Annotated in this window: 22 protein-coding genes and 1 pseudogene; 11 read left to right on the forward strand and 12 right to left on the reverse strand. The window is 65.6% G+C overall.

Going from position 1 to position 23,340, the window contains the following annotated elements:
* The first annotated feature begins 19 nt into the window (after positions 1–19).
* From A3736_RS12745 to A3736_RS12755, 3 genes are read left to right on the forward strand one after another with little or no spacing between them, the layout of a single operon-like run.
* Positions 20–1,012 carry an aminotransferase class V-fold PLP-dependent enzyme gene (locus A3736_RS12745; RefSeq protein ID WP_233999382.1) on the forward strand — a complete coding sequence of 331 codons (993 nt, stop codon included), beginning with the start codon at positions 20–22 and terminating at the stop codon, positions 1,010–1,012.
* Positions 1,009–2,100, forward strand: a complete 1,092-nt coding sequence (locus tag A3736_RS12750; RefSeq protein WP_067683542.1) for a cysteine desulfurase family protein — start codon at positions 1,009–1,011, stop codon at positions 2,098–2,100. The genes A3736_RS12745 and A3736_RS12750 overlap by 4 nt, the downstream gene beginning before the upstream one ends.
* The gene (locus tag A3736_RS12755; RefSeq protein WP_067683545.1) at positions 2,097–2,438 is read left to right on the forward strand and encodes a 2Fe-2S iron-sulfur cluster-binding protein; all 342 of its coding nucleotides are present in this window, start codon (positions 2,097–2,099) and stop codon (positions 2,436–2,438) included. Before A3736_RS12750 ends, A3736_RS12755 begins: the two co-directional genes overlap by 4 nt.
* 13 nt (positions 2,439–2,451) lie before the next feature.
* Here A3736_RS12755 and A3736_RS12760 read toward each other — a convergent pair whose 3' ends face one another.
* The 3 genes from A3736_RS12760 to A3736_RS12770 all read right to left on the reverse strand — a co-directional run bounded on the left by A3736_RS12760 (position 2,452) and on the right by A3736_RS12770 (position 5,947).
* Positions 2,452–3,396 carry a hypothetical protein gene (locus A3736_RS12760; RefSeq protein WP_067683548.1) on the reverse strand — a complete coding sequence of 315 codons (945 nt, stop codon included), beginning with the start codon at positions 3,394–3,396 and terminating at the stop codon, positions 2,452–2,454.
* 150 nt (positions 3,397–3,546) lie between these two features.
* Positions 3,547–5,256, reverse strand: coding sequence for a mechanosensitive ion channel family protein (locus tag A3736_RS12765; RefSeq protein WP_067683551.1), 1,710 nt, complete (start codon positions 5,254–5,256; stop codon positions 3,547–3,549).
* Between the two features lie 133 nt (positions 5,257–5,389).
* On the reverse strand, positions 5,390–5,947 hold the full coding sequence (locus tag A3736_RS12770) for a type 1 glutamine amidotransferase domain-containing protein (protein WP_067683554.1): 558 nt from the start codon (positions 5,945–5,947) through the stop codon (positions 5,390–5,392).
* A 100-nt stretch (positions 5,948–6,047) separates the two neighbouring features.
* Between A3736_RS12770 and parC the strand changes: the two genes are divergently transcribed.
* On the forward strand, positions 6,048–8,348 hold the full coding sequence (gene parC / locus A3736_RS12775; RefSeq protein ID WP_067683557.1) for a DNA topoisomerase IV subunit A: 2,301 nt from the start codon (positions 6,048–6,050) through the stop codon (positions 8,346–8,348).
* Between the two features lie 90 nt (positions 8,349–8,438).
* On the opposite strand, the gene A3736_RS12780 is transcribed toward parC, so the two are convergent.
* The 6 genes from A3736_RS12780 to A3736_RS12805 form a co-directional block, all read right to left on the reverse strand.
* Positions 8,439–8,972 carry a hypothetical protein gene (locus A3736_RS12780; RefSeq protein WP_067683560.1) on the reverse strand — a complete coding sequence of 178 codons (534 nt, stop codon included), beginning with the start codon at positions 8,970–8,972 and terminating at the stop codon, positions 8,439–8,441.
* A gap of 246 nt (positions 8,973–9,218) precedes the next feature.
* A complete protein-coding gene (locus A3736_RS12785) occupies positions 9,219–10,394 on the reverse strand; it encodes a CCA tRNA nucleotidyltransferase (RefSeq protein ID WP_233999380.1) in 1,176 nt (391 codons plus the stop codon).
* Complete coding sequence (locus A3736_RS12790; RefSeq protein WP_067683566.1) at positions 10,391–11,068, reverse strand: CoA pyrophosphatase; 678 nt, start codon at positions 11,066–11,068, stop codon at positions 10,391–10,393. Before A3736_RS12790 ends, A3736_RS12785 begins: the two co-directional genes overlap by 4 nt.
* Entirely contained in the window at positions 11,065–11,622 is a 558-nt protein-coding gene (locus A3736_RS12795) for a DUF1285 domain-containing protein (protein WP_067683569.1), read from the reverse strand. Before A3736_RS12795 ends, A3736_RS12790 begins: the two co-directional genes overlap by 4 nt.
* Before the next feature lie 60 nt (positions 11,623–11,682).
* Entirely contained in the window at positions 11,683–12,216 is a 534-nt protein-coding gene (locus A3736_RS12800) for a GNAT family N-acetyltransferase (protein WP_233999381.1), read from the reverse strand.
* Positions 12,217–12,311: 95 nt separating this feature from the next.
* Complete coding sequence (locus tag A3736_RS12805; RefSeq protein ID WP_067683572.1) at positions 12,312–13,514, reverse strand: PQQ-dependent sugar dehydrogenase; 1,203 nt, start codon at positions 13,512–13,514, stop codon at positions 12,312–12,314.
* On the opposite strand from A3736_RS12805, the gene A3736_RS12810 reads away from it, so the two are divergent.
* The 4 genes from A3736_RS12810 to A3736_RS12825 all read left to right on the forward strand — a co-directional run bounded on the left by A3736_RS12810 (position 13,513) and on the right by A3736_RS12825 (position 16,996).
* Positions 13,513–14,139 (forward strand): ribonuclease HII, encoded by a 627-nt coding sequence (locus A3736_RS12810; RefSeq protein ID WP_067683575.1) that lies wholly within the window; start codon positions 13,513–13,515, stop codon positions 14,137–14,139. The genes A3736_RS12805 and A3736_RS12810 overlap by 2 nt on opposite strands.
* Positions 14,136–15,050, forward strand: coding sequence for an oxidoreductase (locus A3736_RS12815; RefSeq protein WP_067683577.1), 915 nt, complete (start codon positions 14,136–14,138; stop codon positions 15,048–15,050). The genes A3736_RS12810 and A3736_RS12815 overlap by 4 nt, the downstream gene beginning before the upstream one ends.
* 219 nt (positions 15,051–15,269) lie before the next feature.
* Positions 15,270–16,415: a site-specific DNA-methyltransferase gene (locus A3736_RS12820; protein WP_067683579.1), complete on the forward strand. Its 1,146-nt coding sequence runs from the start codon at positions 15,270–15,272 to the stop codon at positions 16,413–16,415.
* 20 nt (positions 16,416–16,435) lie between these two features.
* Positions 16,436–16,996, forward strand: a complete 561-nt coding sequence (locus tag A3736_RS12825; protein ID WP_082851478.1) for a GNAT family N-acetyltransferase — start codon at positions 16,436–16,438, stop codon at positions 16,994–16,996.
* Positions 16,997–17,023: 27 nt separating this feature from the next.
* On the opposite strand, the gene A3736_RS12830 is transcribed toward A3736_RS12825, so the two are convergent.
* Positions 17,024–17,695 carry a flavodoxin reductase gene (locus A3736_RS12830; RefSeq protein WP_067683582.1) on the reverse strand — a complete coding sequence of 224 codons (672 nt, stop codon included), beginning with the start codon at positions 17,693–17,695 and terminating at the stop codon, positions 17,024–17,026.
* Between the two features lie 236 nt (positions 17,696–17,931).
* On the opposite strand from A3736_RS12830, the gene folP reads away from it, so the two are divergent.
* Together folP and A3736_RS12840 are read left to right on the forward strand one after the other, a co-directional pair.
* On the forward strand, positions 17,932–19,047 hold the full coding sequence (gene folP, locus A3736_RS12835) for a dihydropteroate synthase (RefSeq protein WP_067683585.1): 1,116 nt from the start codon (positions 17,932–17,934) through the stop codon (positions 19,045–19,047).
* A 44-nt stretch (positions 19,048–19,091) separates the two neighbouring features.
* Positions 19,092–20,243, forward strand: a complete 1,152-nt coding sequence (locus tag A3736_RS12840) for an alkaline phosphatase D family protein (protein ID WP_067683588.1) — start codon at positions 19,092–19,094, stop codon at positions 20,241–20,243.
* On the opposite strand, the gene A3736_RS12845 is transcribed toward A3736_RS12840, so the two are convergent.
* Together A3736_RS12845 and A3736_RS12850 are read right to left on the reverse strand one after the other, a co-directional pair.
* Complete coding sequence (locus A3736_RS12845; RefSeq protein WP_067683591.1) at positions 20,240–21,028, reverse strand: SDR family NAD(P)-dependent oxidoreductase; 789 nt, start codon at positions 21,026–21,028, stop codon at positions 20,240–20,242. The genes A3736_RS12840 and A3736_RS12845 overlap by 4 nt on opposite strands.
* A gap of 19 nt (positions 21,029–21,047) precedes the next feature.
* On the reverse strand, positions 21,048–22,466 hold the full coding sequence (locus A3736_RS12850; RefSeq protein ID WP_067683594.1) for a sigma-54 dependent transcriptional regulator: 1,419 nt from the start codon (positions 22,464–22,466) through the stop codon (positions 21,048–21,050).
* Between the two features lie 315 nt (positions 22,467–22,781).
* On the opposite strand from A3736_RS12850, the pseudogene A3736_RS12860 reads away from it, so the two are divergent.
* A pseudogene (locus A3736_RS12860) lies at positions 22,782–23,340 on the forward strand (NAD(P)(+) transhydrogenase (Re/Si-specific) subunit alpha); the annotation flags it as partial.

Raw genomic sequence — 23,340 nt, forward strand, 5'->3', positions numbered from 1 at the left:
CCCGCAGGCGCGCGCCGCGATGGAGGAGGGGTTCGGGCTCTGGGCCAATCCATCCAGTCCGCATGGCGAAGGCCGCAAGGCCCGCGCCGCTCTGGAAGACGCGCGCGAGCGGATCAAGACGGCGCTGGGCTGGACGGGCGAGCTAATCTTCACCAGCGGCGCGAGCGAGGCGGCAGCGCTGGCCCTGGGCCGGGCGAAGGGTGGCAGGAGTTTCGTCAGCGCTGTGGAACACGATTGCCTGCCGCAGGCCGCGCCCGGTGCGGAAGTGCTGCCGGTTCTTGCTGACGGGCAGCTCGATCTGGCGGCACTCGTCGAGGCGATTGGGGCCGATCGTCCAATAGTGGCGGTGCAGCAGGTCAATTCCGAAACCGGCAACCGACAGGCGATCGAGCCGATCCACGAGCGGGTTTCCGACGCCGGTGGACTGCTGATCGCGGACTGCGCGCAGGCGGCGGGAAAGTTGACGATCCTCCCTTGCGACATGGCCATGATCGCGGCGCATAAGTTCGGCGGACCGATCGGGATCGGTGCGCTGCTGGTGCGCGACTTTGCCATGCTGGAGCCCTCTGGCGGGCACGAGCGCGGCTATCGGCGCGGGACCGAGAACCTGCCCGGCGTGTTCGGCATGGCGGCGGCGCTGGAAGCCTGCTCCGAATCCTATCTCGACGAAGACGTGCTGCGGGCGTTCGACGCGTTCGAACGCGAATGCCGCTCGGCTGGCGGCACGCCGCTGTCGGATCGCCTGTCCGATCCCACGCCCTATATCCGCGCCATCGCCATGCCGAACCTGTCCGCCACCGCGCAGGTAATGCGGTTCGACATGGCGGGGATCGCGGTATCGCAAGGCTCCGCCTGTTCGAGCGGGACGATGAAGACCAGCCGCGTGCTCGATGCGATGGGCGTCGAACCGGATATCGCAGCGAACACCATCCGTGTGAGCCTCGGCTGGAACACCACGCGCGCCGAGGTGGAACGTTTCGCCGAAACATGGTTAGGGATGGCGCGACCATGATCTATCTCGATTACCAAGCAACCACCCCGCTCGCGCCCGAAGCGCGGGACGAAATGCTGCGCTGGCTCGACGGGCCGGGCGGTTCCGGCTTCGGCAATCCGCACAGTCCCCACCGCATGGGCCGCCAGGCCAAGGCCGCGATCGAAGTCGCGCGCGAGCGTGTGGCGGAACTGTTCCCCGCCGGCGGCCGCGTGATCTTCACCAGCGGCGCGACCGAGGCGATCAATCTCGCCATCAGGGGCAGCGGCACTGGCGGCACCGTCTCCGTCTCCGCGATCGAGCATGCCGCCGTGCTCGACACGGCGCGCGCGGTCGGCAACTGCCACGAATTGAACGTGGCCAAGAACGGCCAGTGCAACACCAAGCAGGATCTCCCCGCCGACACGCGGCTCGTCTGCGTGATGCAGGTCAATAACGAGATCGGCACGATCCAGCCCACGGTCGAATGGCATCGCAAGGCCAAATCCGCGAATGCGCTCTATCTGTGCGACGCGGTGCAGGCCTATGGCCGCATGGAAGTGACCGGTGCGGACATGGTCGCGATCAGCGCGCACAAGTTTCACGGCCCCAAGGGCGTCGGCGCCTTGTGGCTGCGAAAAGGATTGGACATCGCCGAGGTCCAGACCGGCGGCGGACAGGAATTCGGCATCCGTTCGGGCACGCTGTCCCCGGCCCTGATCGCGGGCATGGGCGTCGCGGCGAAGGAAGCGAAGGAGCGGATGGAGCAGGACGCCGATCATGTCGACAAGCTCTGGACCCGCGCCTGCGAGCTTTTCTCGGACTGGGAGTTGAACGGCAGCGCTGAGGCGCGCTGGCATGGAAACATGAACATCCGCCCGGCGGGCAAGAACGCCGGCGGGCTCGACGTGAACCGGCTGATGAGCGAATGCCGCGACGTGATGTTCAGCGCCGGAAGCGCCTGTGCCAGCGGATCGGGCCGGACCAGCCATGTTCTGGAAGCGATCGGCCTGTCGCAGAAAAAAGCCAAGGCCTCGATCCGGCTGGGCTGGGGCCGCTATACCACGATGGACGAGATCGAGACGGCGGCGGCCAAGATCAACGCGGCGGCGAAGGAGCAGGGCGTATGAGTGAGACGATCGGATTGCGCCTGCGTACGCCCAAGGGCGACATCGTCGAAGCGCGTGGGGCCATCGGCGATACGCTGCTGCGCGCCGCGCAGGCCGCCGGGCTTCCCCTGGAGGGGACGTGCGAGGGGCAGATGGCGTGTTCGACCTGCCATGTCGTGGTCGATCCCGAATGGTTCGACCGGCTGGAGGCCGCGAGCGAGGAGGAAGAGGACATGCTCGACCTCGCCGCAGGCGTGCGCCGCACCAGCCGCCTCTCCTGCCAGATCGTGCTGGACGAGACGCTGGACGGGCTGAGCGTGGACGTTCCGACCGAAAGCCACGACGCGCGGCGGTTCTGACGCGGCTCCGCTTTCAGAATCCAGTCGAAAACCCGACTCGCCAGACCAGCTCGGTATCGTCGAGCCCATTGGCCACCCGGTCGTTGAGCATCCAGTAATCGAGCCCCGCCGTCAGCCTGACCGCGCTCGCCGCACCCTTGAACGGATTGGCCGCCACGCCAGCGCCCACTCGGAAGAACCCGAAAGTCGGCGTGCCGCCATCGACGCCGCTGTAGAAACTGTCGGACAGGCCGATCGCCATCGGTATCGACACGGTGACGCCGCCGTCCCCAGAGCCCAGCAGCACGCTCGGCGCGATGGACGGCTGGATATACAGCGCGTCGGGGCGATTGGGCTGGCCGATCTCCTGCACCATGCGCAGGGCAGGCTGAACCGAGAAGCCGCGCGCCTCTGCCGCCTCGCCCCATAATCCGCTGTCGTCGAATGTCAGGGTGAGATCGAAATCGTCGTATTCGTCGAACGAATTGGCGGGGGAGAGATAGCGGAAATAGGTCGCGCTGACGCCCACACGCTCCGCGATCTGGACTGCCCCGCCGATATAGATGTCGGCTTCGTACCATCCGGGCGTGGAGCCGCTGTTCGGCTGGCCGAGGCCGGGACTGCCGCTCTGCATGCTGTTCCAGTTACCGACGAACACGCTCGCATCGGTAATCGCCCCGCCGGTCAATTCCGGTAGCGCGACGGTGAGCGTGGCATAGGGTTGATAGCTCGTCGCATCGGCGAAGGCGACGCCGCGCGAGATATACTGGCCCACCACGCTCGCCCCGAACGAGACCGACACGCGGCCCGGCGCTTCTTCGGCCAGCGGCACGGTCTCCGGCGGCGTCGCGTCGGCCACGGTTTGCGGACCGGTCTGCTCGGGCTGGGCACCGTCATTGGCAGGCTGCCCCTCGGCCGCCGCGAGCGGAGCCGAGCAGGCGAGAAGGGCAAGGGCGCACGATAGGGGCCGGCGGCGCATGGGCTCTAACTCCAGATTCTCGATGTCCGACCACAGCGGCACCGTTTGCAAGGCGGGCGCCCATTCAGCAATCCTCGCGCCGTAGCAAGCGGGATTTCGGTGCGAGGGTCGAGCACCGATCGCGGTAACGCCAAGACCTCCGGCTCGTTCCTACTCGCTTTCGTCCTTTCCAGCGAGGTCCATACGCACCTCGCGCTCGCGGGGAAGGAAGGCCGGGGCAGGTTCGTTCGACGCAGCCGCGTCGAGACCGGCTGCGACCGCCAGCATCCGTTCGCGCAGGCGGCAATGCATCTTCCATCCGCATTTGGGATCGCTCGACCGGGCCATGAAGCGCACGACCATCGCCTGCGCGTTTTGGCCGACGACTTCGCAGATCGCGTCGTCGGGATCGACCACATCCTCGTCCTGCTCGACGAATTCGCGGAACGGGCCACGTAGTTTCTCGACATCGGAGCGATTGTCGAGTTCGAGCTCGACATGCATCATCAAGCTGGCATCGCGCTTGGTCCAGTTCTCGAAGCTCTTGTTCGTGAAATCGCTGAGCGGCGCGATTACGCGGCGTTCGTCCCATGTCCGCAGGCGTAGATGGGTGAAGCCGATCTTCTCCACATAGCACCACTGGCCCTCGTACTGCACCGCATCGCCGATCCGGGCGGTCTGCGCGAAAGCGATCTGCACGCTCGACATGATGTCGCCCAGCAATTTGCGCCCCGCAAACACCAGCACGAGACCGAGCACGCCGGCAGAAGCCAGGATCGAAAAGCCGAGCGTGCTCGAAACATCGCTGGCGACGAGGAGGAAACCGACTGCGGCCAGCATCACCAGCGCCGTCACGATCCGCCTGATCGCGCTCAGTTTAGTGTAATAGTCCCGGTCGTTGCCATTGTCCGGATCTTCGAGCGCGTCGGTCCGCTTGTCGGTCGCGATCTCGAACATGGCTTCGATGATCGACAGACCGATGCCGAGAACCGCCGCGATGATCAGGACCAGTTGCAGCGGATCGAGCAGATCCTTGACCGGGCCGGAGAGGCGGAAAAACGTCTCGCGCACCAGCGCGAACGTTCCGGCGAAGGCCAGCAGGACGGCGGGCAGGTGTACCGCGCGCAGCACGCCATGAATCGTATCGTCGTGCTGAAAACGGCTGCGGAAGCGACGAATGCCGAGATAGGTGAAGAAGGCGGCAAACGCCGCCACGATCAGTATCAGCGGGAGGGCGATGACCTCCCACCAGGCCAATGTCCAGAACGCCTGTTCGCGCAGAAATGGGGGCAAGGCCTTCTCGAACCGGGTCGGCCCATAGGTCTCGTAAAGCGCGGGCACGTTGGCAACCGTCTGCCTGCTGAACACCCAGACCGGCTCTCCGCCCGGCGCCTGCACCCTTGCGATGCGGATCGGCACGGACCGACCTTCCGTCTCGATCTCGGCAAGAGTGATCGAGCGCCGCGGCGTGCCCGCCATCGGATCCTTGCTGCTCGTTTCGGTGTCGACGGCATCGGGCCGGTCGGGAAGGACGGCCCAGTCGATCGCGACCGATCGTTCGAGCAGATCGTAAAGCGCCGCCGTGACGTCGCGCTGCGATGCGTCGGTGCCATCGAGATTGGCAAAATCGAGTGCAGCGGATGCACGCGTCCACTCGCGCGCCTCGCCCGCCGCCATGAAGGTTTCGACCAGACCCATCGGCGTATCGAGTTCGAGCGGCGTTCCCGCGCCGCCGCCGTTCTCGAGCCGGTCGACTTGATAGACAAACGGTTCGGAACTCTGCGCGATGTCGCGCTGGGATTGGGCCCCGAGCGGGACGGCGCCGAGCGCGGCTGTCAGTGCCGTCAGAAAGGCGAACAGGTATGTGCGTAAAGCCGACATCTTTCTCCCTCTGGAAAGCAATGAACGATACGGCCTATGTTTCCGAAACGCTGCGGAAGGCGTTCAAATCATATGAAAAACCCCGCCGCATCGCTGCGACGGGGTTCTCAAAAAAATCGGACTGTGCGTGTGATCAGGCGGTTTCGAGAGCCTTCTCGTCCACAGTCTCGCCGACCGCTTCGATCAGCGCCTTGCTGAAGGCGGGGATGTCGTTCGGATTGCGGCTGGTGATGAGATTGCCGTCGATCGCGACTTCCTGGTCGACCACGTTCGCGCCCGCATTCTTGAGGTCGGTGCGGATCGATTTGTAGGAGGTCGCGGTCTTACCCTTCACGATGTCCGCTTCGATCAGCAGCCAGGGGGCGTGGCAGATCGCGGCGATCGGCTTGCCCGACATGGCGAAATCCTTGACGAGGGCGACGGCGCGGTCTTCCACGCGCAGAAGGTCGGGATTGATCTGGCCGCCGGGCAGCAGGAGCGCGTCATAGCCTTCGCAGCTGCTGACTTCGTCCAGAGTCTTGTCGACCTTGACGCTGTCGCCCCAATCGTCGGTATCCCAGCCCTTGATCTCGCCGCTTTCGAGGCTGACGACGGTGGTTTCGATGCCCGCCTTTTCCAGATTGGCCTTGGGCTTCATCAGTTCGGACTGTTCGAAACCGTTGGTGGCGAGGATGAGGACGCGTTTTGCCATGAGAGTATCTCCATTGAGTTCGTGTTACCGGACTTACGCATGGGGAAAGCATGGCGTTCCGCGCTTCTAGCCGAGCCGGGGCGGTGATAGGGTGAATGGCATGGCTGCCGACAATACCACTGTGATGGACGAACCCGATCCCTTCGACGCGATCGTCGATGCCCCCTTCGACAGCGCGCTGAGCGAACGGTATCTGGTGTATGCGCTAAGCACGATCACCGCGCGCTCGCTCCCCGATCTGCGCGATGGGCTGAAGCCGGTCCATCGCCGCCTGTTGTGGGCGATGCGGCAGCTGAAGCTGAACCCGACCGACGCGTTCAAGAAATCCGCCCGCGTGGTCGGCGACGTGATCGGCAAATATCACCCGCATGGCGATGCGAGCGTGTACGATGCGATGGTCCGCCTCGCGCAGGATTTCGCGCTGCGCTATCCGCTGGTCGAAGGGCAGGGGAATTTCGGCAATATCGACGGGGATAACGCCGCCGCCTATCGCTATACCGAAGCGCGCCTGACCAAAACGGCCTTGCGCCTGATGGAGGGGCTGGACGAGGGCACGGTCGATTTCATCCGGACTTATAACGGCGAAGAGCGCGAGCCGGAGATCTTTCCCGGCCTGTTCCCCAACCTACTCGCCAACGGATCGAGCGGGATCGCGGTGGGCATGGCGACCAATATCCCGAGCCACAATGTCGCCGAAGTGGTCGATGCGACGCTGGAACTGATCGACAATCCGCAGGTCGAACATGCCCGCCTGATGGAGCTGTTCCACGGGCCCGATTTCGCGACCGGGGCGCTGGTGGTGGACAGCCCGGAAACGATCGCTGCCGCCTACGAGACCGGGCGCGGCAGTTTCCGCCTGCGCGCGCGTTTCCATGCGGCGGAGGCGAGCACGGACAAGGATCGCGAGGCGGGGATCGAGCGGCTGGGCGGGGGCCAGTGGCAGCTCGTCGTCGATCAGATCCCCTACCAGGTGCAGAAGGGCAAGCTGATCGAACAGATCGCCGCCGCCATCGCCGATCGCAAGCTGCCGATCCTGGAAGATGTGCGCGACGAGAGCGACGAGAACATCCGCATCGTCTTCGTCCCGCGCAGCCGCAATGTCGATCCCGAGTTGTTGAAGGAAAGCCTCTACAAGCTCACCGACCTCGAAACGCGGTTCGGCCTCAATCTGAACGTGCTCGACGCAACGCGCACGCCGATGGTGATGGGGCTGAAGGAATTGCTGTCGAACTGGGTCTCCAGCCAGATCGAGATCCTCCAACGCCGCAGCCGCCACCGGCTCGATCAGATCGCGAGAAGGCTGGAGCTGGTCGAAGGCTATATCGTCGCCTTCCTCAATCTCGACCGCGTGATCGAGATCATCCGCTACGAGGACGATCCCAAGGCGGTGATGATGGAGGAATTCTCTCTCACCGAACGGCAGGTCGAAGCGATCCTCAACATGCGGCTGCGATCCTTGCGCAAGCTGGAAGAGATGGAGCTGCGGCAGGAGAAGGACGATCTCCTGAAAGAGCAGGACGATCTCGAAAAGCTGCTCGGCTCGCCCGCCCGCCAGCGCACGCGGCTGAAGCGCGATCTTACAAAATTGCGCAAGGAATACGGGCCGGACACCGCACTCGGCGCGCGCCGCACGCTGATCGCGGAAGCCGAACCCATGGTCGAATTCAGCATGGAAGCCATGATCGAGAAGGAGCCGGTGACGGTGATCCTCTCGCAGAAGGGCTGGGTGCGTGGCGCCAAGGGGCATCTGCCGCTCGATCAGGAGTTCAAATACAAGGAAGGCGATGCCCAAGGGTTCGTCCTGCACGCGCAGACGACGGACAAATTGCTGCTCGTCACCGATACGGGGCGCTTCTTCACACTGGGCGCGGACAAATTGCCCGGCGCGCGCGGGTTCGGGGAACCGGTCAGGAACACGCTCGACATCGATGCGGGTTCGCAGATCGTGGCCGCGATCGTCCACCGGCCCAAACAGCGCCTGCTGCTCGCCGCCGATACGGGCAAGGGCTTCGCCGCGAACACGGACGACCTGCTGGCCGAGACCCGCAAGGGCCGCCAGGTGGTGAATCTGAAGGGCGAGGCGAAATTGCAGGTCGTGCGCCCGATCGCGGCGGAGGACGACCACGTCGCGGTGGTCGGCGACAATCGCAAGCTCGTCGTCTTCAACCTCGAAGAGCTGCCCGAACTCGCGCGCGGACAGGGCGTGCAATTGCAGCGCTATCGCGACGGCGGCCTATCGGACGCGATCACCTTCAAGCTGGAAGACGGGCTCAGCTGGACCATGGGCGGCAAGGAAGGCCGCACGCGAACCGAGAACGAGATGTGGCAATGGAAGGTCGCGCGCGGCGGCGCGGGCCGGATGCCGCCGCAGGGTTTCCCGCGCGACAACCGGTTCGAATAGGGCGCAGTTCCTTCCCCGGTGGGGGCATGAAAAAGGCCGGAAGCGCCCCCCAGCGCTCCCGGCCTTATGCGATCCCGAAAGGATCGGATTTTACATATCGGCGGCCGCTTCGGCGTTGGCTTCCATATCCGCCAGCGCGGCATCGACCTGCGCCATGGTCAGGCGCGCGATCAGCTGGCCCTCGGTCGCGACGAAGTAGTTGCGCGGAACGGTGAATTCGCCCGCATCCTCGGCGCGAACCACGAGAACGTTGTCGCCTTCGACCGTTCCGACGGTGCCCAGCGTCTGGCTGTCGGCGGTCATGATCGTGGCGCCTTCGACCAGCGCTGCGTCGAGCGCGGCATTGGCGGCGGCCATCTGCTGTTCGATCATGGTGTCGAGCTGGACTTTGGTCACGGTGATGGTCGGGCCGGTTTCGCCCACGCCGTACATGTCGACGGCGAGCGGAATCTGATGGGTGCCCGTGTCGAGCAAGGTCTGGCCGTTTTCGACCTGCGTGATCGTACCGACCTGATTGCCTTCGGGCCCGTAGACCGTCGCACCGGCGACGACCTGATCGTTGGCGAGCGCCGGAGTGGCGATCGTCGCGACTGCGAGAGCGAGGGCGGATGCGAGGGTCTTCATAAAGGAACTCCGATTGGTGTTTTTCTACGCGATCCCCCAGACGCGAAAGACGCGCCGGAAGCGGGATCGGGAATGAGGGGCGGCACGAGACGCGAAACGCCAATCCGCTACCGCCGGACGGTCCGCCGCGATGGCGGGAGAGGGCTTTCTAAACGGATGCTGCGCTGCAATGCAACCGTGGGTCCGGTTATAGGGTTTCGCGATTAAGCTGGCCTGAAGCCGCGGTTGCCGCGCGTGCGGTGGCCTTTAACGTTCGGCCAGTTCTTCCGTCAGCAGCGCCTCGATCCGGGCCTCGCCGGGAAAGTCTTCCGCGATCCAGCGCGCTTCGACGGCGCGCATGATCCGCGCGACGTCCGGCCCGGCGGCGATACCGCGCGCCACGATCGTCCCACCCTTCAACGGAAAATGGGGCGGCGTCCAATCGTCGAGCGAGGCTGGCGAGGCGCCGGTCAGCAACAGCCGGTCGCGCGCGCATCCCATCCCCTCGTGATAGGCGAGCGCACGGGGAAGTTGCGCGTCGTTCGGCGTACGTGCCGCCGCGCAGGCGAGGCGTCCGCGCTGCTGCTTCGACAGCCGCAGCCGCGCCGCCACGGTCTCGGCGAGGCTGGGCACTGAGGGCAGCAGCGCGGCGAGGCGGCGGATCGCCTCCGGTTCGGCATCGTGTTCGCGCTCGGTTTCGATCAGACGCGCAAGCGCCGCGATCTCGCTGGCGCGCGATTCGGGCAGGATCACGCGCAGCACGCCTGCATCGTCCATCAGGCGGACAGTCGGCACCGGATCGGGCAGAGCGAGGATGCCGAGCAATTCCATCGCCACGCGTTCGCGGCTGATGCCTTTCAGCGTTTCGGCCAGTTCGCTGCAGGCCGCCAATGCCCCGTCTTCGGTCTCGCGTCCGAAGCGCGCCTGGAAGCGGAAATAGCGCAGGATGCGCAAGTGATCTTCGCGAATGCGTTGGCGCGCATCGCCGATAAAGCGCACCCGGCGCGCCTCCAGATCGGCCAGCCCGCCGAAGAAATCGGTGATCTCCAGCGTTTCTGGATGGGCATAGAGCGCGTTGATGGTGAAATCGCGCCGTGCCGCATCCTCGCGCCAGTCGTCGGCGAAGGCGACCGTCGCGCGGCGTCCATCGGTGCTGACGTCGCGGCGCAGCGTGGTGATCTCGACCGGGCCGGTTTCGAGAATGGCCGTAACGGTGCCGTGCTCGATCCCGGTCGGCACGGTACGGATACCGGCGTCGCGGCACAAATCGATCACCTGTTCGGGCCTATGGAGCGTCGCGCAATCGACATCGGCCACGGGGATGCCGAGCAGCGTGTCGCGCACCGCGCCGCCGACCCAGCGCATCGCGTCGGGCCCGAGCGTCGCGGCAAGCTGCGCAAGATCGGCGCGCTGGGTCCAGGGGGCGGGGGGGAGATCGGTCACTGTGTCGCTTCCATCCATTCGAGGCGGCGCGACAGATTGTAACAGATCGCCGCCGTCACGCCCCAGATGCGATAGCCCCGATAATCGAGTTCGAGATATTGCCGCATCGCGCCTTTCCAGAACACTTCGTTGCGCGTCCAATTGTCCGCATCCATCACCAGCGACAGGGGCGCTTCGAACCAGCTTTCGACCTCGCGCGGATCGGCGCGCAGCGGCAGGTCGGGGGCGATCACGCCGAGCACGGGGGTGATGTCGAAGCCGGTCCCGGTCTGATAGCGATCGGTGGTGCCGATCAGGCGCACCTGATCGCGATCGAGCGCCAGTTCCTCTTCCGCTTCGCGCAAGGCGGCAGTGACCGCGTCCTCGCCCGGTTCCAATTTGCCACCGGGAAAGGCAACCTGGCCGGGATGGTCGCGCATGGTCGTGGGGCGCTGCGTCAAAATGACGCCGGGCCCGTCGTAGTGTGGCCTATCGCTTCGCTGCTTCAGGCCGTTGTTTTCCGGCCTAACGCTTCGCTGCATGAGGCCGGTGGGCCGATCCGTCACCGCGATCAGCACGGCGGCATCGGCAGTCCGCTCGGCATCGGCGAAACGCGCATCGGTCATCAGGTCGGGTATGTCGCGCGCATGGCCCGCTTCGGACAGGCGGACCAGCCGGTCGAACAGGTCGCTCATTCCGGGGCGGGGGGCAGCAGCGAATAGGTTTCGCCGCCGCTCATAACCGTCCAGTCCTGCCCCCGCGCCAGCGCGATTTCGGCAAGCTGTTCGTAGGTCGAGCGGTTCAGGCGTGCCTCGCAGCCGCGCCGGACATGGACGTAGAGCGCGGGCGCTTCGGCATCTCCGGCGGCGCGGATCGCATGGTCCGGCCCGGCGACCACCAGATCATCCGTATTGAGGCGGAAGGCGATTCCATCTTCGACCAGGCGGCAATCGGTGGCGATGAAGCAGGCATCCTCCACTTCGATCGAAAGCTTCTGAAACGGCGTGACCAGCCAGTAGGCGCCGTTCTCGTCACGGGTCAACAGGCCCGAAAACGCGCGCACCATCGCTTCGCGCCTGATCGGGCTGCCATCGTGATACCAGGTCCCGTCGGCGGCGATGCGCATGCCGCTGTCGCCTTCATCCTGCGGCGTCCAGCGTTCGACCGGGGGCAACTTGCGGGCTTCGACCTGTTCGGCGATCTGCGCGAGGCTGAGACCGGCGAGCTCGGGGGGCGGAGTGTAGACCATGTGCGTGGCGTTGGCAGATGCGGGCGGGCGAAACAATCCTCCCCGAACCGGCGAACGGCCTCAGCCCATCCAGGGGCCCAGCATGCCTTCGCGCGGCAGGATGGCGGCGTTGTTCGTGCGGGCGAGCAGGCGGCCCTGTTCGTACGGGCCGGGGCAATGCCAGCCGCCGGTATGCGCAGGGCTGAAGTCCCATTTCCCGTAATAGTCGACATCGCCGATCAGGACCTGCGGCAGCGCGGCGGACGAGCCTTCGCCGAGCCTATCGACAGCCGCGAGCGAGGCGGCCATCAGCGCCTTGCCATACCCTTCGCCCTGCCGCCCCGGCATCACCGCGACCGGGCCGACCATCAGCAGCGGATGCGCCCGCCCGTCGGGATCGGTCAGGGCGACGGGCCAGAGCTGGATCGTGGCGACCAGATAATCCTCATCGTCGAGCGCTGCGAAGCTGAGGCCGGGCAGCCACTCGACGCCCTCACGGATGCGATAGGCGGTGCGCGCCCGGCGCTGTTCGCCGAAAGCCGCGTCGAGGAGATCCTCGATCAGGTCGAAGTCGATCGCCGAAAGCGGCACGATGGTGGGCAATGCAGTCGCCATGGGCCGCGCGGATTAAGGGCGCGGCCCCGGCCTGTCGATGAAATAGCGCTATCCTACCGGCAAGCGGCGCTCGCTGTGCCCGCCGTGACTGGATGTCAGCCCGGCGTCAGCTTGAGCAGCCGCCCGTTGTCGCCATCCTCGAGCGCCCAGATCGCGCCGTCGGGGCCCTGCACGACCTGACGGATGCGCTCACCCATAGGCACGCGTCCGACCTCGCGCGCGGTGTCGCCGTCGAAGGCGATGCGGATCAGCGCTTCGGTCTTGAGACCCGCGACGATCCCCTGGCCGCGCCAGGGCGCGAACAAGTCGCCATCGTAGATGAAGAAATTGCCCGAGGCGATCACCGGGGTCCAGCTGATGACCGGCTTGATGAAGCCATCGTCGGGGCTGTGGTTCGGGATCGGCGTGCCGTTGTAGTTTTCGCCGTTGGAGCGCGTAGGCCAGCCGTAATTGCCGCCTTTCTGGACGAGGTTCAGCTCGTCGCCGCCTGCCGGACCGTGCTCGATCTCCCACAACCGGCCATCGGCATCGAAATCCATGGCGAGAATGTTGCGGTGGCCCCAACTCCAGATCTCGTCGCTGGGCGATCCGCGATCCGCGAGCGGATTGCCTGCGGCGGGCGTTCCGTCGAGATTGAGCCGCACGATGGTGCCGAGCGTGTTCGAAATGTCCTGCGCGGGGTCTTTCTTCTGCCGCTCTCCACTGGAGACGAACATGTAGCGCTCGTCCGGGCTGAACACGATACGGTGCGAATAATGGCCGCGACCGCTGACCTTGGGCGTCTGGCGCCAGATCGTCTCCAGCCCTTCGACCTTACAGCTCGCATCCTGGGTTCCGCAATTGAGCGTACCGCGCCCGACGACCGCGCCGCGCGTGTCGCCGTCACCGGCTTCGACCCAGCTGAGATAGATCGTCCGGCTGCCGACATTGGCGGCGCGCTGGCTGGGCAGAAACGCGATCTCGCCGAGGCCGCCCTGGCCGCCGTAATCGACGCGCGGCATCCCGCTGACCGTGCCGGTGCGGCGGGTTTCGGTGTCGATGAACTTCATCGTGCCGGGCTTTTCGGTGATGAACAGCATGGATGGGCCGGGCGCGAAAGCGGCGGCCCAAGGCTCGTCATAGGTGCCGAATGCCGTAACCTGCGGCTCGCCCATCGGTGTGGCGGTGCCGGTCGCGGGCGTACCGGTGGTGGGTGCGGGCGTCGATTGCGCGGCGGTTTCCCCGCCTGACGGGCTGCCGCAACTTGCGAGCAGGGCGCTGGAGGATAGAAGGGCGGCAAGGAAAGGTTTTGTCGTCATGCTATCGGGAACTCCTGAAGGCGGAATTGGCTCCGCGCCGCTGGTCGCTGGCGTGGACGAGGCCGGGCGCGGCCCACTCGCGGGGCCGGTTGTGGCCGCCGCCGTTGTGCTATGCAAGCCATGTCCGGGTGGCCTCGCCGATTCCAAGGTGTTGAGCGCGGCAGCGCGCGCCAAGCTCGAAGCGAGCATCCGCGCGCGCTGCGTCTATGGGATCGCCGTGGTCGATGTCGAAGCGATCGATCGGCTCAACATCTTCGGCGCCACCATGCTGGCGATGACGCTGGCGGTCGAGCGGGCGGAAGCCGCGCTGGGGCAGAGCGTTGCGGAGGCCCTGATCGACGGAAATCTGACGCCGCAGGGCCGATCGCCCGGCTGGCGCTGGCCCGCGCGCGCCATTGTAAAAGGCGATGCGAAGGAGCGCTGCATCTCCGCCGCCTCGATCCTCGCCAAGGAATATCGCGACCGGATCATGCGCGAGGCGGCGCTGGCGCACCCCCATTACGGTTGGGAGCGCAATATGGGCTACGGAACACGCGAGCATGTCGAGGCATTGCGAACATACGGGCCCACGCCCCACCACCGGCGCAGCTTCGCTCCGGTAGCGCAATTGGAGATGTTTGCATGACTTTCGCCTATTCCGATATCCCCGAACAGACCGGAAGGACCGCGATCGTCACCGGCGCGAATACCGGCATCGGCCTCGAAATCGCACGCGGGCTGGCCAGAAAGGGCGCACGCGTGCTCCTCGCCTGCCGCGACGCCGACAAGGCCAACGAAGCCATCGAGGATATCAGAAGCGGCCCCGAGCGCGCCGATCTCGCCTTCCTCCATCTCGACCTCGCCAATATCGCCTCCGTGCGGCAGGCGGCGGAGGAAGCTTCGCATGAGGAGCGGATCGACCTTCTGATCGACAATGCGGGCGTGATGATGCCGCCGCTCGACCATGCGACCGCCGGGTGCGAATTGCAGTTCGCGGTCAACCACCTCGGCCATTTCGCCTTCACCAGCCTGCTGCTGCACAAGCTGGAACAGGACGGGGGCGGCCGCGTGGTCGTCCAGTCCAGCCTGGCCCATCGCGGCGCAGGCATCGATTTCGACAATCTCGACGCGGCGAAGGGGTATTCGAAAACGCAGTTCTATGGGCAGAGCAAGCTTGCGAACCTGCTTTTCGCCAAGGAACTGGACCGGCGGCTGCGCGCATCCGGCTCCTCGGTCAGCGCCATGGCGTGTCATCCGGGGATCGCGCAGACGGAGATAACGCGCCATTTCGGACCGCTCGGCAGCGTGTTCGGATCGGTCGTCGGGCTCGCGCTCAACAGCGCCGCCGATGGCGCTCTGCCCGCGCTCCAGGCCGCAACCGACCCTGCTGCCGAAGGCGGCGAGTATTACGGACCCTATGGCTTCCGCGAAATGAGCGGCAAGCGTTCGGGCCGCGCCATCGCCAGCACCAAGGCCAAGGATGAAGCCCTGGCGAAGCGGTTGTGGGATCGCTCGGTCGAACTGACCGGCGTCGATCCGGACCTCGCGCCCGCCTGACCTTACCGATCTCGATCGCTCCGGCAGCGAGTCCTTCGCGCCACACCCGCAGCATGGTGTGGCGCGAAAAGACTAGGGGACTCAATATCTAGTCGCGGACTCCTTTCGTTCCGTGCGAGGGCGCTGCGCTCCTTCGCCAACCGCCCGTCGCTTCGAGCTTGACCTCGACTCCGATTGGACTCACCCTGTGGATAAGTACGAAGGACAGGGGCATTCGGTATGGGGGTCTTGGAGACCACGAAGCCGCGCGTGGTTGCGCGCGAAAAGGAAAAATCGGCGGGAAAACAGACGGTTTCCCTGCCTCTCGGACAAATTCTCGATGGCGACTGCGTGGAGCGGCTGCGCCAGCTGCCCGATGCCAGCATCGATCTCGTCTTTGCCGATCCGCCCTACAATCTCCAGCTCGGCGGCGATCTCAACCGGCCCGACGGCAGCCATGTCGATGCCGTCACCGACGAGTGGGATCGCTTCGAAAGCTTCCTGACTTACGACGATTTCACAAGGGCCTGGCTGACGGAGTGCAAGCGCGTTCTGAAGCCCGACGGCGGTCTGTGGGTGATCGGCAGCTATCACAACATCTATCGCGTCGGTGCGATCCTGCAGGATCTCGGCTTCTGGATCCTGAACGATATCGTCTGGCGCAAATCCAATCCGATGCCGAACTTCCGCGGCACGCGGTTCACCAATGCGCATGAAACCCTGCTGTGGTGTTCGCAGGGCGAGAAGGCGAAATACCATTTCAACTACCGCGCGATGAAGACGCTGAACGACGAGCTTCAGATGCGCAGCGACTGGGTGCTCCCGATCTGCAACGGCGGCGAACGACTGAAGGAAAACGGACACAAGGTCCATCCGACCCAGAAGCCCGAAGCGCTGCTCTATCGCGTGCTGCTGGCGACGACCGAGCGGGGCGACGTGGTGCTCGATCCGTTCTTCGGCACCGGCACGACGGGCGCGGTCGCAAAGAGATTGGGCCGCGAGTGGATCGGGTGCGAGCGCGAGGGGCTCTATCGCGACGCCGCGCGGAAACGGATCGCGCGGGAACTGCCGCTCGACGAAAGCGCGCTCACCACCATGCAGGCGGGCCGCGCCGCGCCCAAGGTGGCGTTCGGCGCTCTGGTCGAAAACGGGCTGATCCCGCCGGGCACGCAGGTGTTCGACAAGCAGCGCCGCTGGACCGCGACGGTGCGTGCCGACGGATCGCTGGCTCACGAAAAACAGACGGGCAGCATCCACGGCCTCGGCAAGGACTTGCAGAATGCGCCCAGCTGCAATGGCTGGACCTTCTGGCATTTCGAACAGGACGGCGCGATCAAGCCGATCGACGCGGCGCGCAAGCTCTACCTGCTGGCGGCTGAGGACTGAGAACCGGGCGCGGCGGAACGATGACGGACCGGTCGCGCCTTCCTACCGAACCGGGCGTGCCCTTACTCGAGACCGCGCGCTTCACGATGCGCGCCCTCGAGCGCGGCGATGCGGCTGCGCTGTTGCCGACTTTGGGTGACGAGGCGCAATGCCTTTTTCTCACGCGCGAAGCCTTCGAATCGGAGCAGGAATTATGGGGCTGGCTGGCCGATCCCTCATGGCCCGGCTTGACCTGGATCGCCGTGGATGCGGACGAGGAGGTCGTCGGCCGCTTCGTCGCGGTGCCGGTGGAGGAAGCGGGCGTTTGGGACCTCGGCTATACTGTCTGCGCGCACCGGCAGAGGGAGGGCATCGCGGTAGAGTGTAGCGAGGCGCTGCTTCGGCACCTGTTTGCCGATGGCGGAGCCCGCAAGGCGGTGGCCGAAGTGGATATCGAGAACGTGGCATCGATCCGCACGCTCGAAAGGCTGGGTTTCACACGCGAGGCTTTCCATCCCGCCTATGAGGAAACGCACAAGGGCGTGTGCGATGTCGCTATCTACGGCCTCGATCGCAGCGCCTTTGCCAGCGAGCCGGGATAGAAGCCCGATCCCGTCTCGGACGCCTTGTCACCAGTCCTCGTGCACCAGCCGATCGTCGGCAACGCCGCGGGCTTTCAACAGCGTGCTGACATCCTCCTGCATCGGCGGCGGGCCGCACAGGTAGAAGGTGCCGCCGAAATCGAGATCGGCCTGGTCGAGATAGTCGCTGTCGACCTGGCCGTGATATATTCCGTCGACATTTTCGTCGCTGAGCACGAGGTCGAGCTTGAGGCCGGGCATCCGCTCCAGCTCTTCGCGCAGGATGATGTCCTTCTCGCAGGAATTGGCGAAGATCAGGCGATAGCCGTCGAGATCGCCATGCTCGGCCTGCCGCGCGCGCAGGATCGACAGGAAGGGCGTAATCCCCGCGCCGCCCGCGATGATGGTGCCCGGCCCATGATCCGAAATCGCACCCCAGGCATCTTCGATCAGAACATCCTCGCCGCCCTCCATCTGGCCGATCTGTTCAGTAACTCCATCATGCGTGGGGTAGGATTTGATCGTGAACTGGAGATGCTCCGCATCGGGGAGCGAGGTGAAGGTGAAGGGTCGCTTCTCGTCCCGCCAGCCGTCCCGATCGAGGGCGAAATCGGTCGCCTGGCCGGGCTGAAATTCGTAGCCGTCGGGCCGGATGAAGGTCAGCTCGTTCACGTCGTGGGTGATCGGGCGGATGGACTGAAGCGTCAGGGTGTGGGGCATGGATTTCCTGGAATCGGGGGCGGAGGTTTCGATGGAAAAAGCATCGGCCTCGGTGGCTGGTTCCCGTGCGAGATGGTCGAAGGATTATCGCCGGACGTAAGGCGCTGTCCTACACGGTCGGTTTTCGCTAGCGATGCGGCCATGCCTATCGCCGCATTGCCTTGCCGCCATACCCCTCGCCATCGCACGGATCGAACCGCGAACCGTGTCGCAAGTGTCAACACCGGGCGCGCGACATGACCGACCGCGTCTATATCCGCCCCATCGGTTTCGCCCCCGGTCCGCAGGCCGAACATGGCAATGCGATCCGGCTGGCGGGCGGCATGGTCTATGCCAGCCGCTTTGCCGTGATCCTGCGGCGCGATGATCGGGTCATCGAACGCTGGCTGGCCGCGCCCGACACGATGGCGGAAACGCTGGCGCGCCTGCCCGACAGTGTCGCTGCGGAGGGGGAAGCGCAATGGGCGAATTTGACGCTCGCGCACGCGCCGCTCGCCATCGGATCGCGGACCGTCCGGCTCGACCAGCCGCAGATTATGGGCATCCTGAACGTCACGCCCGACAGCTTTTCCGATGGTGGCCGCTTCCTCGACGATGCGGAGGCAGGCCGGGACCATGCGGCGGCGATGCTGGAAGCGGGCGCGGCGATCATCGATATCGGCGGGGAGAGCACTCGCCCAGGGGCCGAGCGCCTGTGGGAAGGCGACGAGATCGAGCGGGTCGTCCCCGCGATCCGCGCCTGCGCCGCGATGGGCGCCGCGGTCAGTATCGACACGCGCAAGGCGGCCGTGATGGAAGCCGCGATGGAGGCGGGTGCGGGAATGGTGAACGACGTTTCCGGCCTCGCGCACGATCGGCGCAGTCCGGAAGTCGTCGCCGATGCGGCCTGTCCCGTCGTGCTGATGCATGCGCCGGGCGCTTCGGGCGAGGATCTGCATGGCGGCGCGGCTTACGCCAACGTCGTGTTCGACGTGTTCGACGCTTTGCGCGAACGGCGAGATGAGGCAATTGCAGCGGGGATCGCGCGCGAGCGAATCGTGCTCGATCCGGGCATCGGCTTCGGCAAGTCGCTTGCCGACAATCTCGCGCTCATCAATGCGCTGCCGCTGTTCCACGCGCTGGGGCAGCCGCTATTGTTGGGGGCGAGCCGCAAGCGCACGATCGGCGCCCTGTCGAACGAGGCGCCGGTGGATAAGCGGCTAGGCGGCAGCGTGGCGCTGGCGCTGGAAGGTATGCGCGCGGGCGTTCAATTGGTGCGTGTCCACGACGTGTTCGAAACCGTGCAGGCCCGCAATGTCTGGCGCGGCCTGCGCGATGCGGCGCTGACCGATTTCGGCGACTTGCCAGCGTAATCTTTGCCCATCATGGCTTAGGCCAAGATTTCAGGAGTGATACCATGATCCGCCGCCTGCTTTCCGCCAGCCTCCTCGCGCTGAGCGCCGCTGCCTGCACCACCGCTGCTGCCGACGCGCCGACCAGCGCGCCCTTTGCCCCCTATAATTCCGCGATGGCGGGCGAGACCGCGCTGCCGCGCGCACCGCAGGGCGTGGCTTTGGACGAGAGCGCCACACTGACCCGATTCGCCTTTGGAAGCTGCAATCACCAGTCGCGCAGCCAACATATGTGGGCGAAGATCGCGGCGAAAAATCCTCAGCTGTTCATGCTGATCGGGGATAATGTCTATGGCGATCAGCGCTGGAACGGCGGGTCGGGGCTCATGGATCTGCGCAGCAGCTATGCCGAACAGGCGAGCCATCCCGAATTCGCGCGCTTCCGCAGCGAAATTCCCATGCTGACGACATGGGACGATCACGATTACGGCTTCAACGATGGCGGAGCGAGCTTCGCGTTCAAGCTCCTGTCGGAAAAGATCTACGAGACATTCTGGGATTCGAGCGCCCAGGTCCGTTCGCGCCCCGGCGTCTATGACAGCCGCACGATCGGGACCGAAGCGGGCAAGCGTGTTCAGGTGATCCTGCTCGACACGCGCTTCTTCCGCTCCGATCTCGATCGCGGCCCGTATAGCGAGGATCGCCCGCCTCTGGGACCGTATTCGCGGCCCAATACCGGGCCCGACGTGACGATGCTGGGCGCGGAGCAATGGGCGTGGTTGCGCCAGGAACTGGCAAAGCCCGCCGATCTGCGCCTCGTCGTTTCTTCGATCCAGGTCATCACCGACGCGCATGATTACGAGGCGTGGGAGACCATGCCGCAGGAACGCGCGCGGCTTTACGAAATGCTCGGCCAGCGCGCCGGGGGCGGGGTTCTCTTGTTGTCGGGGGACCGGCATGCGGGCGGCATCTATCGCGAACGCATCGGGGGCGAAGAGATGTGGGAGCTGACCAGCTCCTCGCTCAATCTCGCTTTCAACGATACTGCCAGCAACACCGCGCGCGAGCCCGATCCCAAGCGCGTCACCGATTTCATCTCGGAAGAGAATTTCGGCACGGTCGATATCGACTGGGGCGCCAAGGCGCTGACGCTGCGCCTGCTCGGCAATAAGGGCGAGGTCCGGGCCGAGCGGACCGTCGAGTGGAGCGCGCCCTAGAGAGAATAGCCGCCATCGGTCACCAGCACGGTCCCGGTGATGTTGCTGGCCTGATCGCTCAACAGGAAGCCGATCTCGCCCGCGATCTCGTCCGGCGTGGCGAAGCGACCACGCGGCGTGGTCGCCGCCATCGCGGCGAGCGTCGCTTCGCGGCCATGCGCGCTCACGCCGGCGCGGAAATCCTTCGAGCTGTCCCAGATCGCTGTGTCCACGCCGCCGGGCGCGACCGCGTTGACGCGGATACCGTCCTTCGAAACTTCGGCAGCGGCAATCCGGGCCATGTGGGCGACGCCTGCCTTGGCGACTCCGTAGCTGCCGATGCCGGGCACCGGCTTGATCCCGGTGATCGAAGCTGTGAGGACCACGCTGCCGCGCCGGCTTTCTTGCGTAGTCTTGGTCTGCGCGTCCTTATCGCGCATCGCGCGCAAACAGGCGCGCAGCGACAGGAAGGCGCCGTCGAGATTGACCGCCATGCCGCGCCGCCATTCCTCGAAGGAATGATCGGCGATCGCGCCGCCCACACCGATGCCTGCGTTGAGCACGGCGTGGTCCAGCCCGGCGAGATTGGGTTCGAGGTCGGTCCAGAGCGCTTCGTCCGCGATATCGTCCGCGATCGTCTCGACATCGCAGGCCAAGCCGTGTTCGGCGAGCCTGTCACCGTCGCGGTCGATCAGCCAGAGTTTCGATACGCCCTGCCGGTCAAGCCAGCGGGCGCAGGCTGCGCCGATGCCGGAGGCCGCACCGGTTACGAGCGCGCTGCGCCCTTCGAAGGTAAAATTCGTCATGGGGTAAAAGCTAAGCCGCTCAGGCGGCGTTGTCGATGCCGAGATCCGCAAGCTTGCGATAGAGCGTCGAGCGTCCGATCCCGAGGCGCCGCGCCACTTCGGTCATCCGTCCGCGATAATGGCCGATCGCGAGGCGGATCACGTCGGCCTCGATCTCTTCCAACGGACGCAGATTGCCGTCATCGGTGTAGAGCATCACGCCGAGCCCGCGCTGGCGGCTCTCGGTGCGGTCTTCCATGTCGCCGAGCAGTTCGGACAATTGCGGGAAGCTGTCGGCGGTCAGCGCTTCCTGTTCGGAGAAGACCGCGGCGCGGAACAGAACCGCCTGCAATTGGCGGACATTGCCCGGCCAGTCATAGGCTTCGAGCAGGTGTAGCCCGCTATCGGCGATGGAATGGTGGCGCAGGCCCGGTTGCTGGCCGATGCGCGAGAGGAAGAAGCGGGTAAGGGCGGGGATATCGCCGGCGCGCTCGCGCAAAGGGGGTAGCACGATATGCGCAGCGCCCAGCTGTTCGTAGAGGTCGGACGAAAACTGCCCGGCTTCCACCAGCGGAGCGAGCGGTCGGTCGCTGGCTGCAAGAACGCGGATATCGACGCGGAAGCCGTGCTTGGCGCCTGTCGGGCGGACAATGCCGGTTTCGAGCGTTTCGGCGAGGCGGACCTGGATCAGCGGGTCGAGCCGGTCGATCTCGTCGAGGATCAGTGTGCCGCCGTCGCAGCTTTCGAACAGGCCGACCTGGCGATCGAAGGCACCGGGAAAGGCGCCCTTTTCATGCCCGAACAGGAGCGATTCGATCGAACCCGCCGTCGTTCCGCCGATCGAGATGGCGCGCATCTCCAGCTTGGCCCGCGGGCTTGCCGAATGCATCGCGCGCAGGAGCATTTCCTTGCCGGTGCCCGTTTCCCCCTCGACCAGCGCGTGGGCGTGGCCGCGCGCCGCAGTGGCCGCCTTGGCGAGCGCGGTGCGGAAGGGGGGCGCAGTGCCCACCATGGTGTCGAAGTCGAGTGTGCCGACCAGCTTTTCGGCCAGCGGCTGCAGTTCGAAACGCGGCGGTTCGGGCCGGGTCGCGCTGCGCAGGGCGAGCAGCAGGCGTTCGCCAGCGACGGGCTTGATCAGATAATCGGTCGCCCCGGCGCGCATCGCTTCGACGGCGAGGAGGGGCGAAGTGCTCGCCGTGATCATCAGCACGGGAAGCGTGGGGCGGCGCGTCTTGATCTCGCGGATCAGATTGCAGGCGTCGTCGCCCGGAACCCATTGGTCGAGAAGGACCGCGCCCAGGGACCGGCCTTCGGGCGTATCGAGCTTGGCAAGCGCTTCGTCCGCACTTTCGGCGACCAGCGTGCGCCAGCCTTCACGCGCGGCAACCGCGCCGACGAGGCGGCTCTGCACCGGCTCGTCGTCGATCAGCATCAGCAGGCGGGTTTCCCCATCGGCCATGATAGTTCGCGCAACTCCCAAACCCGCGCCGCGATCCGGCACCGGGCTATCTCTATAGCGCCAAATGGTTAAAGAGGCGATTATCCTCCGGAAGCGCGCGGATTTTGGGAAGGCTTGAGCGCGGGCGCGGGCCGCGATACAGGTTGGAAGGAACACAACTCAGCATTCGAAGGAATACCATGGAATCGCGCCAGGACATGAAGTCTGCCAACCGCATGTATGAAAGCTTCATCGCCAATCTGAAATGGTCGGTGCCACTGATCGCCGCGATCGCCGCGATCGTCGTGATCCTGATCGCCACCTGATCGCGCGCCCGTGCGGATCGCGATCCTGAAAGAGACGGCACCGGGAGAAGCCCGCGTTGCCGCGACGCCCGAAACGGTGAAGAAATTCACCGCTCTGGGCGCGACAGTCGCGATCGAGGAGGGGGCGGGGGCCGCCGCGTCCTATCCCGACGAAGCCTATCGCGAAGCAGGGGCGGAATTGCTTCCCACGGCCCGCGCCGTCGCGGATGCGGATATCGTGCTGGGCATCCAGGCCCCGCCGGTCATGGCACTGGCGGGCGCGAAGAAAGGCGCGTGGGTCGCGGCGAGCTTCGATCCCTTCCGTCAGCAGGAGCTGGTGGCGGATTACGCGCAGGGCGGGTTCGAGGCGCTGGCGATGGAGCTGATGCCGCGCATCACCCGCGCGCAGAGCATGGATGTCCTGTCCAGCCAGTCCAACCTCGCCGGGTACAAGGCGGTGCTGACTGCCGCCAACGTCTATGGCCGCGCCTTTCCGATGATGATGACCGCTGCCGGCACGGTGCAGGCGGCGCGCGTTTTCGTGATGGGCGTGGGTGTCGCCGGGCTTCAGGCGATCGCCACGGCCAAGC

It is taken from the genome of Erythrobacter sp. HI0063 (assembly GCF_001635685.1).
Taxonomy (GTDB): Bacteria; Pseudomonadota; Alphaproteobacteria; order Sphingomonadales; family Sphingomonadaceae; genus Qipengyuania.

What these genes read in the sequence shown, in the direction of transcription:
- A3736_RS12745 (WP_233999382.1), top strand. Translation starts at nt 20, where the DNA reads ATGGAGGAGGGGTTCGGGCTCTGGGCCAATCCATCCAGTCCGCATGGC.
- A3736_RS12750 (WP_067683542.1), top strand. Translation starts at nt 1,009, where the DNA reads ATGATCTATCTCGATTACCAAGCAACCACCCCGCTCGCGCCCGAAGCG.
- A3736_RS12755 (WP_067683545.1), top strand. Translation starts at nt 2,097, where the DNA reads ATGAGTGAGACGATCGGATTGCGCCTGCGTACGCCCAAGGGCGACATC.
- A3736_RS12760 (WP_067683548.1), bottom strand. Translation starts at nt 3,396, where the DNA reads ATGCGCCGCCGGCCCCTATCGTGCGCCCTTGCCCTTCTCGCCTGCTCG.
- A3736_RS12765 (WP_067683551.1), bottom strand. Translation starts at nt 5,256, where the DNA reads ATGTCGGCTTTACGCACATACCTGTTCGCCTTTCTGACGGCACTGACA.
- A3736_RS12770 (WP_067683554.1), bottom strand. Translation starts at nt 5,947, where the DNA reads ATGGCAAAACGCGTCCTCATCCTCGCCACCAACGGTTTCGAACAGTCC.
- parC (WP_067683557.1), top strand. Translation starts at nt 6,048, where the DNA reads ATGGCTGCCGACAATACCACTGTGATGGACGAACCCGATCCCTTCGAC.
- A3736_RS12780 (WP_067683560.1), bottom strand. Translation starts at nt 8,972, where the DNA reads ATGAAGACCCTCGCATCCGCCCTCGCTCTCGCAGTCGCGACGATCGCC.
- A3736_RS12790 (WP_067683566.1), bottom strand. Translation starts at nt 11,068, where the DNA reads ATGAGCGACCTGTTCGACCGGCTGGTCCGCCTGTCCGAAGCGGGCCAT.
- A3736_RS12795 (WP_067683569.1), bottom strand. Translation starts at nt 11,622, where the DNA reads ATGGTCTACACTCCGCCCCCCGAGCTCGCCGGTCTCAGCCTCGCGCAG.
- A3736_RS12800 (WP_233999381.1), bottom strand. Translation starts at nt 12,216, where the DNA reads ATGGCGACTGCATTGCCCACCATCGTGCCGCTTTCGGCGATCGACTTC.
- A3736_RS12810 (WP_067683575.1), top strand. Translation starts at nt 13,513, where the DNA reads ATGCTATCGGGAACTCCTGAAGGCGGAATTGGCTCCGCGCCGCTGGTC.
- A3736_RS12805 (WP_067683572.1), bottom strand. Translation starts at nt 13,514, where the DNA reads ATGACGACAAAACCTTTCCTTGCCGCCCTTCTATCCTCCAGCGCCCTG.
- A3736_RS12815 (WP_067683577.1), top strand. Translation starts at nt 14,136, where the DNA reads ATGACTTTCGCCTATTCCGATATCCCCGAACAGACCGGAAGGACCGCG.
- A3736_RS12820 (WP_067683579.1), top strand. Translation starts at nt 15,270, where the DNA reads ATGGGGGTCTTGGAGACCACGAAGCCGCGCGTGGTTGCGCGCGAAAAG.
- A3736_RS12825 (WP_082851478.1), top strand. Translation starts at nt 16,436, where the DNA reads ATGACGGACCGGTCGCGCCTTCCTACCGAACCGGGCGTGCCCTTACTC.
- A3736_RS12830 (WP_067683582.1), bottom strand. Translation starts at nt 17,695, where the DNA reads ATGCCCCACACCCTGACGCTTCAGTCCATCCGCCCGATCACCCACGAC.
- folP (WP_067683585.1), top strand. Translation starts at nt 17,932, where the DNA reads ATGACCGACCGCGTCTATATCCGCCCCATCGGTTTCGCCCCCGGTCCG.
- A3736_RS12840 (WP_067683588.1), top strand. Translation starts at nt 19,092, where the DNA reads ATGATCCGCCGCCTGCTTTCCGCCAGCCTCCTCGCGCTGAGCGCCGCT.
- A3736_RS12845 (WP_067683591.1), bottom strand. Translation starts at nt 21,028, where the DNA reads ATGACGAATTTTACCTTCGAAGGGCGCAGCGCGCTCGTAACCGGTGCG.
- A3736_RS12850 (WP_067683594.1), bottom strand. Translation starts at nt 22,466, where the DNA reads ATGGCCGATGGGGAAACCCGCCTGCTGATGCTGATCGACGACGAGCCG.